This is a genomic window from Pseudoalteromonas sp. 2CM36K, assembly GCF_023161865.1.
Taxonomy (GTDB): domain Bacteria; phylum Pseudomonadota; class Gammaproteobacteria; order Enterobacterales; family Alteromonadaceae; genus Pseudoalteromonas; species Pseudoalteromonas tetraodonis.
In genome coordinates this window covers 1-14,099 of sequence record NZ_JALNTK010000040.1, presented here as the reverse complement: position 1 = coordinate 14,099, position 14,099 = coordinate 1, and the positions used below count along the sequence as shown (strand labels likewise).

Below are 14,099 nucleotides of genomic sequence, written 5' to 3'. Positions count from 1 at the left end.
TCACTAACTTCCGATGTAATAAATGATAGCTAATCATCTATTACAGAGAGATACAAGGCGGGGCTTTATGCCGCGCATTTTATATTTCAGACAACGAGTTACTGGCCATGGGGTTAAAACCTCGCACCTATTACCTGCGGCGCTGCTGTATTTTAGCTAACTTTTCTTTTTGCTCAGCGTTAAGCAATTGCATTACTTGATGCTGGGTTTTTAATTTAATTAACCCCAATTGCTGTTTCTTATCTTGGCGTGCGGTTAATAGCTCTTTCGCCGCGTTTTCGTCAAACGTTGGAGCGCTAAGTAGTGCATCCATTTTTGCTTTATGCGCTTCGCGCTGTGCTTTACGTGCTTCTTTATCGCCGCCACGTAGCGCTTTCATTTGCGTTTTTTGCGCTTCAAAAATAGCTTCAAGCTTAGTTTGCTGCTCGTCGGTTAGACTAAGTTTGTCTGCGCCGCGCTCAGAGAGTAAAAAACGCGCTTGAGAATGCCCTTGCTTATCGTGCATGCCGCCTTTTGCTAATACGCTACTGGCACCAAGTGTAGCCGTTGCTAGACCACAAATAAGTACTAATTTTGAAAGTGTATTTACTTTAGTCATAATCATCACCTTAATATTGGATGGATTGAATTTGATTGTGGCTGCTTAGCCAGTGAGTTAACTATACCGCTTGCAACGCAAAGTAACGCAAAGCAGTGTAAAGGTTGTGTAAAGATTCACTTTTACACAATTTAAGAAGTAAAATATCCATATAGAAATTGCCTAAGGGTTTGAAATGAAGCTATTAATGATTGATGACGACACAGGTTTGTGCGAACTACTCACTGAATATTTAGCCGCGCAAGGCTTTGACGTACAAAGCGTTCACGATGGCGAGCAAGGCTTAAAGCTTGCTTTGTCAAATGACTACGCGCTGATATTGCTTGATGTAATGCTCCCCACCCTTGATGGCTTTGAAGTACTTAAACAACTTAGGCAAACCAAGCTAACTCCGGTCATTATGCTCACTGCAAAAGGCGAAGACTTTGACCGCATTTTTGGCCTAGAGCTTGGCGCAGACGATTACATAGCTAAACCCTTTAATCATCGCGAGTTGCTTGCCCGTGTAAAAGCCATTACCCGCCGCATGGAGCACATTAATAGCCTAAACGTTGCAACGCCTAGCAAAATGAATGTAAATGGCATTACAGTTAATTTGGCAGCCCGAGAGGCCGCTATTAACGAGCACCCCCTCACACTGACTGGCACAGAGTACGAAGTACTGGTGTTATTGATTAAAAATGCCGGCGAAGTTGTCAGCAAAGAGCAAATAAGTGAAGAAGTGCTCGGGAGGCGCTTAGCTTCGTTTGACCGCTCAATTGATATGCATGTGAGTAATATTCGAAAAAAAATAGCCGAGCATATCGCGGGTGAAAAAATTAAAACTATTCGAGGGACGGGTTATGTCTTTATCCAAGGAGAGTAAAGTAACGCGTTTTAGCTGGTTAAGACACCCTCGACATTATTTGTTTTTTAAAGTCTTTGCTTGGTTTTGGCTAACGATCATTGGCACTTTTACTGCGCTATTTTTCTTAAGTAATATTTCGCTGATCAATGCTATTAGCCATGACCCCCTAAAAGGGCCCATGCAAAAAAATCTAGAACACTTGGCTCGAGGTATCGAACGTAGTGCACATAAACACAAGCGCTCTATTCATGACATTATTACTCACCCGCGTTTGAGTAAACGCAAGTTACTTTATTTAAATTCACTAAGTAGCGATGAGTTTTTGATCAGTAAAAAAGTTGAGAATAATATTGATTTTAGCTTACTGAACTTTAGTGAAGGCATGCCACCTCAAATTATTTTTACTGAATATTACCAAGCTTTTGGCCCTGTGCGCATTCGAGTACCTGAAGGCGAATTTGCGTTATATGAAATCGATATAAATCAACAGCGACCGCTCTTTATTCGCTTAAGATTGTTGCCGGTTTGGTTAAAAATTTCTATCGCCATTATCGCCTCACTTACATTAAGTTTTTTATTTAGTCGTAACTTAATTGCCCCTATAAATAGTTTAAAACAAGCTGCAATTAGGCTCTCAAATGGCGATTTAAGTGCGCGCGCATCAATAAATAGTCAACGAAAAGATGAGCTTGGAGTTTTAGGACGCGATTTTAACCGTATGGCTGATCAATTAGAGCAACTACTTAGCGCTCAAAAGCGTTTACTTGCCGATATATCCCATGAATTGCGCTCCCCACTAACACGCTTAAAAATGGCCACAGGGCTGGCGCAAATGCAAGCGAGTGAGGCCAGCCAATCGTATTTATTGCGTATTGAAAAAGAAGCAAATCAACTTGATAAAATGATAGCCGATGTATTGCAGGTATCGCGCTTAGAAGCCAATAGCCAACCTTTATCACTGCAAGCGCAGTCGTTACAAGTTATTGTTGACCATGTGATTAACGATGCTCAGTTTGAAGCAAAACAGCACAATAAAACGCTGCATATTCAAGGTGATGCTCAGGTAAATATAGAGTGCGACGAAATGCTGATTGCCAGTGCTCTAGAAAATATTTTACGTAATGCAATTAAATACGCACAACATACTATTAGCATCACCTTAAAACACAGTGATATCATCACTATACAAATATGTGATGACGGCCCTGGCGTTCCCGCAGCGCAACTTGATAAACTATGTGAGCCATTTTTTAGACAATCAGACGCCCGCGACCGAGTCAGCGGCGGCACTGGGCTGGGTTTAGCCATTGCAAAAAATGCGGTGATTGCCCACGGCGGAAATTTAGCTTTATCAAATAAGGACGCTGGCGGATTATGCGTTGAGATAAGCTTACCAATACAAAAGAGAGACCATGTTTTATAGCAATGAAAGCGAGCTTGAAAATAATCTGCCTGCCATTAATGAGTTTTATACTAATACACTCAAAAAAGCCTATTTAAGCACGGCTGCCGGTAAATTATTTTATGCTTACGCTAAGCCTAAACAGGCTCACACTGCCATTGTTATTAGTTCTGGGCGCATTGAAGGGCTCGATAAATACAAAGAGCTGCTTTGGGAGCTTTATTGTAATAATTTTGCTGTTTTTATTGTTGATCACCAAGGCCAAGGGCGCTCTTATCGGTTATTAAAAAACCCCCATAAAGGCCATGTCAAACAATTTGAAGATTACAGTCACGATCTTAATCAATTCAATCTTGAGGTGGTAAAGCAGCATTGGCAAGGTAAAAAACTACTGCTTAGCCATTCAATGGGCGGCGCTATAGCGTTTGATTACTTAGCACGTTACTCACATGACTTTAGTGGGGCGTTTTTATCTGCGCCCATGTTTGATATTCATACTAAAGGAATACCAAAACCCGTAGCACAGTTTATCGCCGCCAGTGCGTCATTATTAGGGTTCTCAGGGTGTTATGCGTTAGGACAAAGCGATTATACACCTGAAGAGTTTGCGCTTAACACTTTAACCAGTAGCCAAATACGCTATGATCAATTTAGGGCAACTTATCAGCAAACGCCACTATTACAATTAGGCGGTGTTACCTATGGCTGGCTGCATACTGTTTTTTCATTTATTAAAGCGCTCGATAAACTATCTATAACAACCCCGTTATTTATAGCCAGCGCAGAAAATGACGAAGTGGTTGATAACCAAGCTCAGCATAAGCTTGCAAGCCGACATAAAAACACCCTAATAAAGCAGTTTAAAGGGGCTAAGCACGAGCTGTTTTTTGAGCGGGACGAAATTCGCCAACCATTGCTGACAAGCCTTTATAAATTTTGTGATTCAATAGGTTAACTACTAAGCGACAGCGGATCTAGGTGAATCAAAATATCAACTTCAGATTCAAATTGCTGAGTGATCATCAGCTCCACTTCATCTGCCACTTTATGGGCACGAATAAGTGGTAAATTGTCATCAAGCTCTAAATGCAGTTGAATAAACTTAACTTTACCGCCCTGTCGAGTGCGAATACCGTGAACGCCATAAACATCATTATGGTTACGCGCTATTTCAAAAATACTTTGCTTTTCTTCATCGGGTAGCTCTTTGTCCATTAAATGCGAGGCACTTTCGGTTGCTATATCCCAACTGTTATACAATAAATAACCTGCCACACCGATAGCAAACAATGGGTCGGCATACAGTACGCCATAGTAGGCGAGTAAAATAGCAAGCAATACCGCCGCATTTAAAATTAAATCGCCCTTGTAGTGAACGGAGTCGGCTTTTATAGCGATTGATTCTGTGTGCTTCACGACTTTATTTTGCACAAATACAATTACCAAGGTACAAGCAATGGCAAAAATACTCACCCATACACCTAATAATGAGTGCGAAAGCTCTACTGGGTTTATTAATCGCTCGATACCATGAAACATTAATAAACAGCCCGAGCCCGCAATAAATGCAGCTTGGCCTAACCCTGCAAGCGCCTCCGCTTTACCGTGACCAAACCGGTGGTCATCATCCGCAGGACGCAGTGCATACGATAAAACTAAAAAGCTCATTAGCGTCGCGGTAATATCCATTAATGAGTCGGTTAATGAGCCAAGCATTGACGCCGAACCCGACGCCAGCCAAGCCCATGCTTTGGTCGCAATCATTAGGCTCACCATGACCATGGTCACTATGCTTGAAGCTTTGACCCAAAATTCATAACTGCGATTATGCACGTATCTGTCCAAGTGTAAGTTGTATTTAATGTTTGTAGTATATCATTTTTTATTCATTGTTCGTGTATACTGAGCCAGTCAAATTAAAGATTTTATAGGGCTTATTGTGCTGGATATTGTTTTATACCAACCTGAAATTCCGCCTAACACCGGGAATATCATTCGTTTATGTGCCAATACTGGCTATTCATTGCATTTAATTGAGCCGTTAGGGTTTGAGTGGGATGACAAACGTGTAAAACGCGCTGGACTTGACTATCACGAATTTAGCCATGTACAACGCCATGCCTCATTTGATGCTTACTTAGAAAAGTGCCAACCTAAAAAGGTGTATGCTTGCACTACTAAAGGTAGCCAATTTCATCACCAAGCACAGTATGAAGCGGGTGATTGCTTAGTATTCGGCCCAGAAACCCGAGGCTTACCTGATGACATGATTCAAGCACTGCCAAACGAGCAACGCGTGCGTATACCTATGCAAGCCGATAGTCGCAGTATGAATCTGTCTAATGCAGTAGCTGTGTTTGTGTATGAATCTTGGCGCCAGCTTGGCTTTGTAAACGCGCAGTAATTATTTACCAATAATAAAAAACCGACATTATGTCGGTTTTTTAATTTTTAAAGAATAGTGAAGCATTTATTCTGACTTTTGTTCACGACCTAATAACGCCATAGCAGCCGCTTTCATGTCTTTATTTTCATAGAGTACTTTATATATTTGCTCGGTAATTGGCATTTCCACACCAGCGCGTTGAGCTAGTAAGTACACTTCTTTGGTATTTCTAAAGCCTTCAACCACTTGGCCGATTGATGCAATGGCATCATCAACACTCTCACCTTTGCCTAAGGCTAAACCAAAACGACGATTGCGCGATTGGTTATCGGTACAGGTCAGAATTAAATCACCTAACCCAGCCATGCCCATAAAGGTTTCAGGTTTTGCACCCAGTGCACACCCTAAACGTGACAACTCTGCTAAACCACGAGTGATAAGCGCGGTACGAGCATTTGCACCAAACCCCACTCCATCAGAAATTCCCGCACCAATGGCAATCACGTTTTTAACCGCACCACCGAGCTGTATACCAATAAAATCATCATTGTTATACACCCTAAACGAGCGCCCGCAATGCAATAAATCGGCTATTTGTTTAGCAAATGCCGATGATGTTGATGACACCGAAATTGCAGTTGGTGATCCCATCGCCATTTCTTTGGCAAAGGTTGGCCCTGAAAGCACCGCTAATGGCACCTCTTCACCTAGCTCTTGCACTGCCACTTCTTGTAACAAACGCCCAGTATTTGGCTCTAGCCCTTTGGTGGCCCAAGCTATTTTTGCATTTGGGCGCAAAGCAGGTTTGATTTGCTTTAATGTGTCAGCAAATGCGTGGCTTGGCACAACAACCAAAACAATATCGCTACTTTGCGTTGCACGCTGTAAATCTGCTTCAAGGATTAAGGTGTCAGGAAAAGGAATATCAGGTAAGTAACGTTGATTTTTTCGCTCAGCTGCAAGCGTCGCAACGTCTTGGCTATTGCGTCCCCATAAAGTCACTTTGTGGCCATTTCGGGCTAAACAAATAGCAAGGGCGGTGCCATACGACCCCGCCCCTAAAACAGTAACAGCTGATGTGGCTGTATTCATAAATTAAGCGTCTGCTGTAGCCTGCTCAGCTTGCGCTGTGCGTTGCTGCATGTACTGTGCAAATAATGCGTCAAAATTAACTGGCGCAAGATTAAGTTGTGGGAACGTACCACGATTTACTAAGTTAGATACTGCTTCACGTGCATATGGGAATAACACGTTAGGGCAAAATGCACCTAGCATGTGCGCTAATTGCATTTCTTCAACGTCAGCAATCGTAAAGATACCTGCTTGTTGAATTTCACATAAAAACGCAGTTTCTTCACCGATAGATGCCGTTACAGTTAGCGCAAGCACTACTTCGTAAACACCTTCATCAAGCTTGTTAGAGCGCGTATCTAAATCTAATTTTACTTCTGGAGCCCACTCTTTTTGAAAAATAGCTGGCGAATTTGGCGTTTCAAACGACACATCTTTAGTGTAAATACGTTGAATAGTAAACTGTGCACCTGCATCAGCTTCTGCTGCTGCGTTTTGATTTTGTTCGTTCATTGTTATTCCTAACCTGTTATTTATTATAATTAATTAAATTAAGCACTGAGCTTAGCATCAAGGTGACCTTGCGCTTCTAGTGCCATCATGTCGTCACAGCCACCGATGTGTTCATCGTTGATAAAAATTTGTGGAACCGTGCTTGCGCCACCGGCTTTGGCGATCATTTCATCGCGAAGCTCTGGCTGAACGCCAATATCAATATTTGTGTATTTTACACCTTTGCTGTCTAACAGCGCTAATGCGCGATGGCAAAAAGGACAATATCCTTTGGTGTATAAAACAACGTTACTCATAATTAATCCTTAATCGGTTTAGCTAAGAGATATTAGCGACCGCTTGTTGTTGGCAGACTTGCTGATTGCCACGCACCCATACCGCCAGATAAAACATAAACCTGTTCATAGCCTGCTTTATGCATTGCGGTTGCAACACCTGAAGCAGTCATGCCTGCAGCACATACCACTATAATGGGTTTGCCCTTATACTTTTCAAGGGTTGAGAAATCAGATTCTTTAGCTTTTTCTGGGTTTAAGTGCACAGCACCGGCAATATGGCCGGTTTTAAACTCTTTTTGCCCACGCATATCAACAACCTGGCCGTCTTCGCGATTAATAAGTAACGTTAACTGCTGAGGATTGATTTGACGAATTGCTGAAAATTTACTTTTTATTGCGCCACTAATAATAAGAAACGCAATCGCAACCCAAGCTAGGCTTAAAATTGGATGGTTTGAGACAAATTCAATATATTGATCCATTCGACTTCCACTATAAAGTTACATACTAAAACGGATGTTTTAGATATTTTAAATTCTTACCAATTGCACTTGCACAATGAGCAGTCACTCATCAGCAAATCAATAGAGCGCTGTTAGGCTACTCTGAATTTTAACCTACAATATAGGCTTAACTTATCCCACAACCCTATTCAATACTTGAATAAAATAGAGATTAGCCGCGCAAGTATACCCAAATCAGCTAAAAATGCGAGTTTAAGCACGCTTGAAAGCCACAATGCCCTGCTCTTTTTAACTGAAAAATAACCTAGCCCTTTAAAGTTTTTAATTTAGCCAATCCTAATTGAAAATTTTTAATATCTTCTTTTCATTGCTGATCCTAGCTATAAAACGCGGTATGCTAAGACTTGGCATGTTGGCATTAATGTTAGCGTGTATTTTAGCAACGCTAGGGTCTGTTGATCTTTCAAGGTTAAATTTGCAGCAGTCTGTTTGGTATTTAGGTAAGGCAGAGCCTATGTGGTGTGGTTATTCCCCATAAATAGGCGATAACGCAGCATCAATGCCAAACAGGTGCTGCCCGAAGGGTTCTGCCTAGGGGCGATTTACTCTTTGTTGCCTACATGGATGTAGGTAAGGGGCGTGAGCAGGACGCGGAAGCTTTGCTCGGTTTTTACTTATTCTTACATGGATGTAAGCCAGTAGAATAACGCAGGAGCAGTTATCGAGCCCACTAGGTTACAAACCTCGCGCCGCGATTAAACCGCCTCTAGTTTGAACAAATTTTAATCCGCAAAGGTCAACAGACCCTAATAGGAGTGACTATGACAGAGCATAAAAAACCACTGGTATTAATGATTTTAGATGGCTGGGGATACAGAGAAGATGAGCAAAGCAATGCTATTTTAGCTGCTAACACCCCTGTATTAGATGAGCTTTGGGCCACACGTCCTCATACATTAATTTCAGCATCGGGTTTAGATGTCGGTCTTCCTGATGGCCAAATGGGTAATTCTGAGGTGGGCCATGTTAATTTAGGCGCAGGCCGTATTGTGTATCAAGATTTTACCCGTATCACCAAAGCCATTGATGATGGCGAATTTGATACGACCCCTGCACTTGTTGAAAACATTGATAAAGCCGTTCATGCCAACAAAGCTGTACACATTATGGGACTGTTAAGTCCAGGTGGCGTGCATAGCCACGAAGATCATATTGTTGCCAGCATACAACTAGCTGCAAAACGCGGCGCTAAAGAGGTGTACTTTCATGCCTTTTTAGATGGACGCGATACACCACCGCGTAGTGCTAAAGCGTCTATTGAGCGTATTGAAGCCTTATTTAGCGAACTTAAATGTGGCCGTTTAGCCTCACTAATTGGCCGTTACTATGCCATGGACAGAGACAACCGCTGGAACCGTGTTGAAAAAGCCTATAATTTAATCACCTTAGGTGAAGGTGATTTTGATTATGAAGAAGGCGTAAGTGCACTAAATGCCGCTTATGAGCGCGATGAAAATGACGAATTTGTAGCAGCCAGCACGATCACTCCTAAAGGCAGCGAACCTGTAAAAGTAAATGATGGCGACACCGTTATATTTGCAAACTTTAGAGCAGACCGCGCACGCGAAATAACCCGCGCCTTTGTAGAACCAGGCTTTGACGGCTTTAATAAGAAAAAATCGCCTGAGCTTAGCGGCTTTGTGATGATGACTGAATACGCAGCCGATATAGATGCGCCTGTTGCTTTTGGCCCCACGCCGCTTAATAACGTACTTGGCGAATGGTTTGAAAAACAAGGTAAAACTCAACTGCGTATTTCTGAAACTGAAAAATATGCTCATGTTACCTTTTTCTTCAGTGGTGGACGAGAAGATGAGTTTGACGGCGAAACCCGTGAACTTATCCCATCACCTCAGGTTGCAACTTATGATTTGCAGCCAGAAATGAACTCAAAAATGCTTACCGATAAGCTAGTAGAAGCAATAAAAAGTGGAAAATACGATGCCATTATTTGTAACTACCCTAATGGCGACATGGTCGGTCATTCAGGTGTATTTGAGGCTGCAGTTAAAGCCTGTGAGGCAGTAGATAACTGTATTGGCCGTGTAGTGGATGCATTGAAAGAATATGGCGGCGAAGCACTTATTACCGCCGATCATGGCAATGCAGAGCAAATGGCAAACCTTAAAACAGGCCAAGCGCACACAGCACATACCAGTGAGCCCGTGCCGTTTATTTATGTAGGTCGCGATGCACAAGCTTATTCAGGCAAAGCCTTGAGCGATGTTGCCCCAACCATGCTGCATTTAATGGGGTTAGAGCAACCTGCAGAAATGACAGGGTCGCCAATTATGGTGTTGAAATAACCTATGAAAAAAAGCGCATACCGCGTCATTGCGTGTATCTGTGTACTGCATTCATTAGTCACTGGCGTTGCCGTGGCTAATGAAGATCGTACTAAAAAAGACCTATCCCAAGTTCAAGTGGCTTTAGAGCAAAGCCAAGCTGAATATCAACAACAGCAAAAAGAAATAGCTAAACAGCAGCAAAAGCTAAAAGCACATGAACTCGCTATAGCGAAAAACGCTAAAGCACTCAATATGGCTGAGCAATCAGTTAAAAAAACACAACAACAGCAAGCAGAGCAACAACAACGCGCGATAAAGCTTGAAAAACAACAAGCCCAATTTCAGCGTGTGTTAGCAGCACAGTTAAAAAGTGCTTATATGGCAGGTAGTGATGACTATTCAAAAATGCTGCTTAACCAAGAAAATACCGCTAAATTTGAGCGTACGCTTAGCTATTACAACTACTTAAATAAAGCCCGCATAAAGCAGCTTGATGAACTTAAAGCGCTGCAAATAGAAATTGCGAAAAACCAAGCTGAGCTTGAAAAAACAAAAGAAAAGCTAGTTGCTTTATTTGATGAACAAAAAAGGCGACAAGCAGCGCTTCTTGACGCTAAAAATGAGCGCCAAGCCAGCCTAAAAAATCTAAAAAAGCGGTTAAATAAAACAAAAAATTCAATTAGTTACTTAGAAGAGAACGAACAAACGCTGATAGCAACTATTAAAGAACTTGAAGAAGAAAAAACCACAAAAATTGAGCTATTGGGCCTAAATAAAAATAAAGGAAGATTAAGCTGGCCGAGTAAAGGCAAACTAACGCACAAGTTTGGCCAACGTAAGCACGGCGGAATTAACTGGAAAGGCGTGTTAATTTCTGCTGCAGAGGGCACTTCAGTAAATAGCATTCATAACGGTCAGGTGGTATTTGCAGATTGGTTAAAAGGTTACGGCTGGGTAATTGTTGTGGACCACGGAGAAGGCTTTATGAGCTTATACGGGCATGCACAAACCTTGCTAAAAGACGTGGGTGATATGGTCAGAGAAGGTGAAAGTGTTGCATTAGTTGGGCAAAGCGGTGGACAAGCTGATTCTGGTCTATACTTTGAAATACGTCATAAAGGGCGTGCTGTTAATCCCATAAAATGGTGCAGGCGTATTTAATATCAAAATAACTGCATCCTAGTAGAGGCAGTTATGATAAACACACACATTTGCCAAAAAAAAGTATCGCAAACAAAACCAATGTTTTGGTTTTGTTTGCAGGTATTTTTTTTATTGGCACTTTTTGGCTTTATAAATAATGCTCATGCCAGTTCGGTCAAAGATTTAGAAAGCCAAAAAATAAATGAAATACTGTTTAATATTCATACCTACTACGTTGATGATTTGGCACTGCATAACAGTGAATACATTGAATACAACACCTCTCAATTTGAACGCTTATACTCTAAACTCGATCCCTACTCTAAATATTTAGATAAAAATGAGCTAAATGCGTTATTTGATAATACCAATGGTCGCTATACTGGCTTAGGCATTGAGGTCAAAAATATTGAGCAGCGCACCACGATTGTTAAAGTAATTAATAATTCGCCTGCTAAACAAGTCGGCCTGCGAGCTGGCGATATTATTACAGCAGTTAATAATCAGCAGATTAAAAATAGTCCTATTGATATAGTCGCGCAGCAAATTAAAGACAGCCCCAACAATAAAGTACAACTAAGTATTATCCGAAATAACAATCTAACACCGCTCATATTTAACCTCAGTAAAAAACAAATAAAACTGGCCAGTGTAACTAAGCAACTACTTGATGCTGGTAGCGGTTATATTGCTATAAATACCTTTTCAAACCACACCTTGCATGAAGTTGCCTTACAAATAGCCGCTATGCAAAACCATTACGGCCACGCATTAAAAGGCCTGATTATTGATTTACGAGACAACCCTGGCGGGACTTTAAAAAGCGCGGTTGCTGTGGCAGATCTCTTTTTACAAGATGGTCTAATAGTAACAACCAAAGGACGTTTTTATGATTCTAATCAGTCGTTTTACGCTAAGCGCGGCGATATTTTAAAAGGCGCACCTATTGTTGTCCTGATTAATGAAAACTCAGCCTCAGCAGCAGAAATACTGGCTGCAGCACTAAAAGAAAATATGCGTGCAAAAATAGTGGGGAGTCAGTCGTTTGGCAAAGGATCGGTACAATCACTCATTCCATTAGGCGATGGTGATACCGCCTTAAAACTAACTACCGCACGCTACTTTACGCCATCAGGTGAATCGATTGAAGGTATTGGCGTAACTCCAAATGTGGCGATTAATCAAACAACACTTCCACAAACAAATAAAGCCGTTATAATAAAAAATGAACAATTAGAACAAAACTCCGTTTTTAACGCTGAAGAATTAGCCGATATCCAGTTAGTAAAAGCAAAACAGCTACTTAGCATGCAATAAAAACGGTAAACTATTTAAAGATAATAAAAATTATAAAACGTGAAAATTATAAATTTAATGGTGTTAGCTGGGCTTTTTTTAGCCTTATTTGCAACAACGAGTGCTGTTAAAGCCAAGCAAATAGCCATAGTGATCGATGATATAGGTTATCATCAACGTGATTTAGAATTCCTGAGTTTACCTGGGCAGTTGTCCTATTCAATATTGCCCCACACCCCCTATTCTCAAATATTTGCAACCCTTGCTAGTCAGTCAAATAAAGAGCTCCTGTTGCATGTTCCTATGCAGGCTTTAAATGGTAAAAAACTCGGGCCAGGTGCGCTCACTTTAAATATGGATAAAGCAAAACTTCAACAAACGCTCGGGAATGCGCTGGCGAGTTTACCGCAAGTTAAAGGAGTTAATAACCATATGGGCTCTGCGCTGACTCAACAAAGCCAAGCAATGAAATGGACCATGGAAGTACTCAAAAAACGCCAGCTATATTTTCTTGATAGCCGTACAACTGAATTAAGCCAAGCTCAGAATGCAGCCAACTTTTTGGGAGTGGAAAACATTAGCCGACATGTATTTTTAGACAATATAACGACCACAGAGCAACTACAATTAAGATTAGAAGAGCTAAAATCAAAAGCAACTAAGTATCAGTTTGCCATTGCTATAGCGCACCCCTATCCCGAAACCATCGATTTTTTACGCCACGCTTTGCCGCAATTAAGTGAACAAGGATTTGAACTGGTGCCAGTATCGCAACTGGTAGAGCGTAAGTATGTACAAATAGCTCAGCAACAAGCTATTTCATTAAACTGATGGGGTAAGTAAACCCCCCACCCCGTCAGTTAATTTAACTCACTTAAGCGCATTATATTTATAAAATAAACGTCGCTACTTTGGCATTTAAATCTGTAGCTCTGTCTTTTAATACTTCAGCTTGGCTTAAATGCGCAGTGGCTGAGGTAGTAATTTCATCGGTTACATCTTTAATGGCGACCGTATTTCGAGTAATTTCATTGGTCACTTGCGTTTGCTCTTCTGCTGCAACCGCTATTTGACCCGCCATATCAGAAATTTCATTCACTGCTAAGGTGATTTCCTCTAGTGCGTGAGCTGCTGCATTAACATCATCCACACTATTATTAGCATACCCCTTACTGCTGTCCATCAAGCTCACTGCTTTTTTGGTCGTATTTTGTAAGGTTTCTATGGTGGTGTAAATTTCTGCTGTGGAGTTTTGCGTTCTTCTTGATAGAACACGCACCTCATCGGCAACCACTGCAAAGCCACGCCCTTGTTCACCAGCACGGGCAGCCTCTATTGCGGCATTGAGTGCTAAGAGATTTGTTTGCTCAGCAATTTCTTGAATTGTGGTCAAAATACTCGATATAGCCTGAGCATGTAAGCTTAGTTCGCCAATGACGGTGGTTGTTTGGTCTATTTCACCCGCAAGTGAGTTAATCGTGTTTCTGGTTTTATCAACTAACAGCTTACCTTCACGACTACTTTGCGCTGACTGCTGTGATGCCGTCGCGGTATTTTCGGCATTAGCAGCAATCTCATGGGTTGCACTTGCCATCTCTGTGACCGCAGTGGCAACCATCGCTACTTCTTGTTGCTGACGCTGCAACTCACTGACACTGTTTTGATTGGTGATTAAGCACGGCAAGATCATTATAAATTGAACTTATAGAGCAAGTAGCGATCAGATCAAGGCATAATAATTACTTGGTCGCAT

The 14,099-nt window shown here is 41.5% G+C and carries 15 protein-coding genes and 1 pseudogene; 9 read left to right on the top strand and 7 right to left on the bottom strand.

The window, feature by feature from the left end:
- Nucleotides 1-130 precede the first annotated feature (130 nt).
- Entirely contained in the window at nucleotides 131-598 is a 468-nt protein-coding gene (locus MTN97_RS17575; protein ID WP_036980246.1) for a Spy/CpxP family protein refolding chaperone, read from the bottom strand.
- A 175-nt stretch (nucleotides 599-773) separates the two neighbouring features.
- On the opposite strand from MTN97_RS17575, the gene MTN97_RS17570 reads away from it, so the two are divergent.
- From MTN97_RS17570 to MTN97_RS17560, 3 genes are read left to right on the top strand one after another with little or no spacing between them, the layout of a single operon-like run.
- Nucleotides 774-1,463 (top strand): response regulator transcription factor, encoded by a 690-nt coding sequence (locus tag MTN97_RS17570; protein ID WP_248475006.1) that lies wholly within the window; start codon nucleotides 774-776, stop codon nucleotides 1,461-1,463.
- Nucleotides 1,441-2,868 (top strand): ATP-binding protein, encoded by a 1,428-nt coding sequence (locus MTN97_RS17565; protein WP_248475005.1) that lies wholly within the window; start codon nucleotides 1,441-1,443, stop codon nucleotides 2,866-2,868. The genes MTN97_RS17570 and MTN97_RS17565 overlap by 23 nt, the downstream gene beginning before the upstream one ends.
- A complete protein-coding gene (locus MTN97_RS17560) occupies nucleotides 2,858-3,802 on the top strand; it encodes an alpha/beta fold hydrolase (RefSeq protein WP_138563698.1) in 945 nt (314 codons plus the stop codon). Before MTN97_RS17565 ends, MTN97_RS17560 begins: the two co-directional genes overlap by 11 nt.
- Here MTN97_RS17560 and MTN97_RS17555 read toward each other — a convergent pair.
- On the bottom strand, nucleotides 3,799-4,629 hold the full coding sequence (locus MTN97_RS17555) for a cation diffusion facilitator family transporter (protein WP_076916062.1): 831 nt from the start codon (nucleotides 4,627-4,629) through the stop codon (nucleotides 3,799-3,801). The genes MTN97_RS17560 and MTN97_RS17555 overlap by 4 nt on opposite strands.
- Nucleotides 4,630-4,786: 157 nt before the next feature.
- On the opposite strand from MTN97_RS17555, the gene trmL reads away from it, so the two are divergent.
- Nucleotides 4,787-5,251: a tRNA (uridine(34)/cytosine(34)/5-carboxymethylaminomethyluridine(34)-2'-O)-methyltransferase TrmL gene (trmL, locus tag MTN97_RS17550; protein WP_013465943.1), complete on the top strand. Its 465-nt coding sequence runs from the start codon at nucleotides 4,787-4,789 to the stop codon at nucleotides 5,249-5,251.
- A 66-nt stretch (nucleotides 5,252-5,317) separates the two neighbouring features.
- Here the strand turns inward: trmL and gpsA are convergent, their stop codons facing one another.
- Genes gpsA through MTN97_RS17530 form a run of 4 tightly spaced genes read right to left on the bottom strand, consistent with a single transcriptional unit; the run spans nucleotide 5,318 to nucleotide 7,577 of the window.
- The gene (gpsA, locus tag MTN97_RS17545) at nucleotides 5,318-6,325 is read right to left on the bottom strand and encodes an NAD(P)H-dependent glycerol-3-phosphate dehydrogenase (RefSeq protein WP_013465944.1); all 1,008 of its coding nucleotides are present in this window, start codon (nucleotides 6,323-6,325) and stop codon (nucleotides 5,318-5,320) included.
- Nucleotides 6,326-6,328: 3 nt separating this feature from the next.
- Nucleotides 6,329-6,817, bottom strand: coding sequence for a protein-export chaperone SecB (gene secB, locus MTN97_RS17540; protein WP_013465945.1), 489 nt, complete (start codon nucleotides 6,815-6,817; stop codon nucleotides 6,329-6,331).
- Nucleotides 6,818-6,855: 38 nt separating this feature from the next.
- Nucleotides 6,856-7,113, bottom strand: a complete 258-nt coding sequence (gene grxC, locus MTN97_RS17535; protein WP_016899746.1) for a glutaredoxin 3 — start codon at nucleotides 7,111-7,113, stop codon at nucleotides 6,856-6,858.
- A gap of 32 nt (nucleotides 7,114-7,145) precedes the next feature.
- On the bottom strand, nucleotides 7,146-7,577 hold the full coding sequence (locus MTN97_RS17530) for a rhodanese-like domain-containing protein (RefSeq protein WP_248475004.1): 432 nt from the start codon (nucleotides 7,575-7,577) through the stop codon (nucleotides 7,146-7,148).
- A 322-nt stretch (nucleotides 7,578-7,899) separates the two neighbouring features.
- Here MTN97_RS17530 and MTN97_RS17525 point away from each other — a divergent pair, with 322 nt between their 5' ends.
- The 5 genes from MTN97_RS17525 to MTN97_RS17505 all read left to right on the top strand — a co-directional run bounded on the left by MTN97_RS17525 (nucleotide 7,900) and on the right by MTN97_RS17505 (nucleotide 13,177).
- Nucleotides 7,900-8,097, top strand: a complete 198-nt coding sequence (locus MTN97_RS17525; RefSeq protein ID WP_083238697.1) for a hypothetical protein — start codon at nucleotides 7,900-7,902, stop codon at nucleotides 8,095-8,097.
- 283 nt (nucleotides 8,098-8,380) lie between these two features.
- Entirely contained in the window at nucleotides 8,381-9,925 is a 1,545-nt protein-coding gene (gene gpmM / locus MTN97_RS17520) for a 2,3-bisphosphoglycerate-independent phosphoglycerate mutase (RefSeq protein WP_248475003.1), read from the top strand.
- 3 nt (nucleotides 9,926-9,928) lie between these two features.
- A complete protein-coding gene (locus MTN97_RS17515) occupies nucleotides 9,929-11,068 on the top strand; it encodes a murein hydrolase activator EnvC (RefSeq protein ID WP_248475002.1) in 1,140 nt (379 codons plus the stop codon).
- A 33-nt stretch (nucleotides 11,069-11,101) separates the two neighbouring features.
- On the top strand, nucleotides 11,102-12,367 hold the full coding sequence (locus tag MTN97_RS17510; protein ID WP_248475001.1) for a S41 family peptidase: 1,266 nt from the start codon (nucleotides 11,102-11,104) through the stop codon (nucleotides 12,365-12,367).
- Nucleotides 12,368-12,424: 57 nt separating this feature from the next.
- Nucleotides 12,425-13,177, top strand: coding sequence for a divergent polysaccharide deacetylase family protein (locus MTN97_RS17505; RefSeq protein WP_036979186.1), 753 nt, complete (start codon nucleotides 12,425-12,427; stop codon nucleotides 13,175-13,177).
- A 58-nt stretch (nucleotides 13,178-13,235) separates the two neighbouring features.
- Here MTN97_RS17505 and MTN97_RS17500 read toward each other — a convergent pair.
- Nucleotides 13,236-14,021, bottom strand: a pseudogene (locus MTN97_RS17500) (methyl-accepting chemotaxis protein); the annotation flags it as partial.
- Between the last annotated feature and the right edge of the window lie 78 nt (nucleotides 14,022-14,099).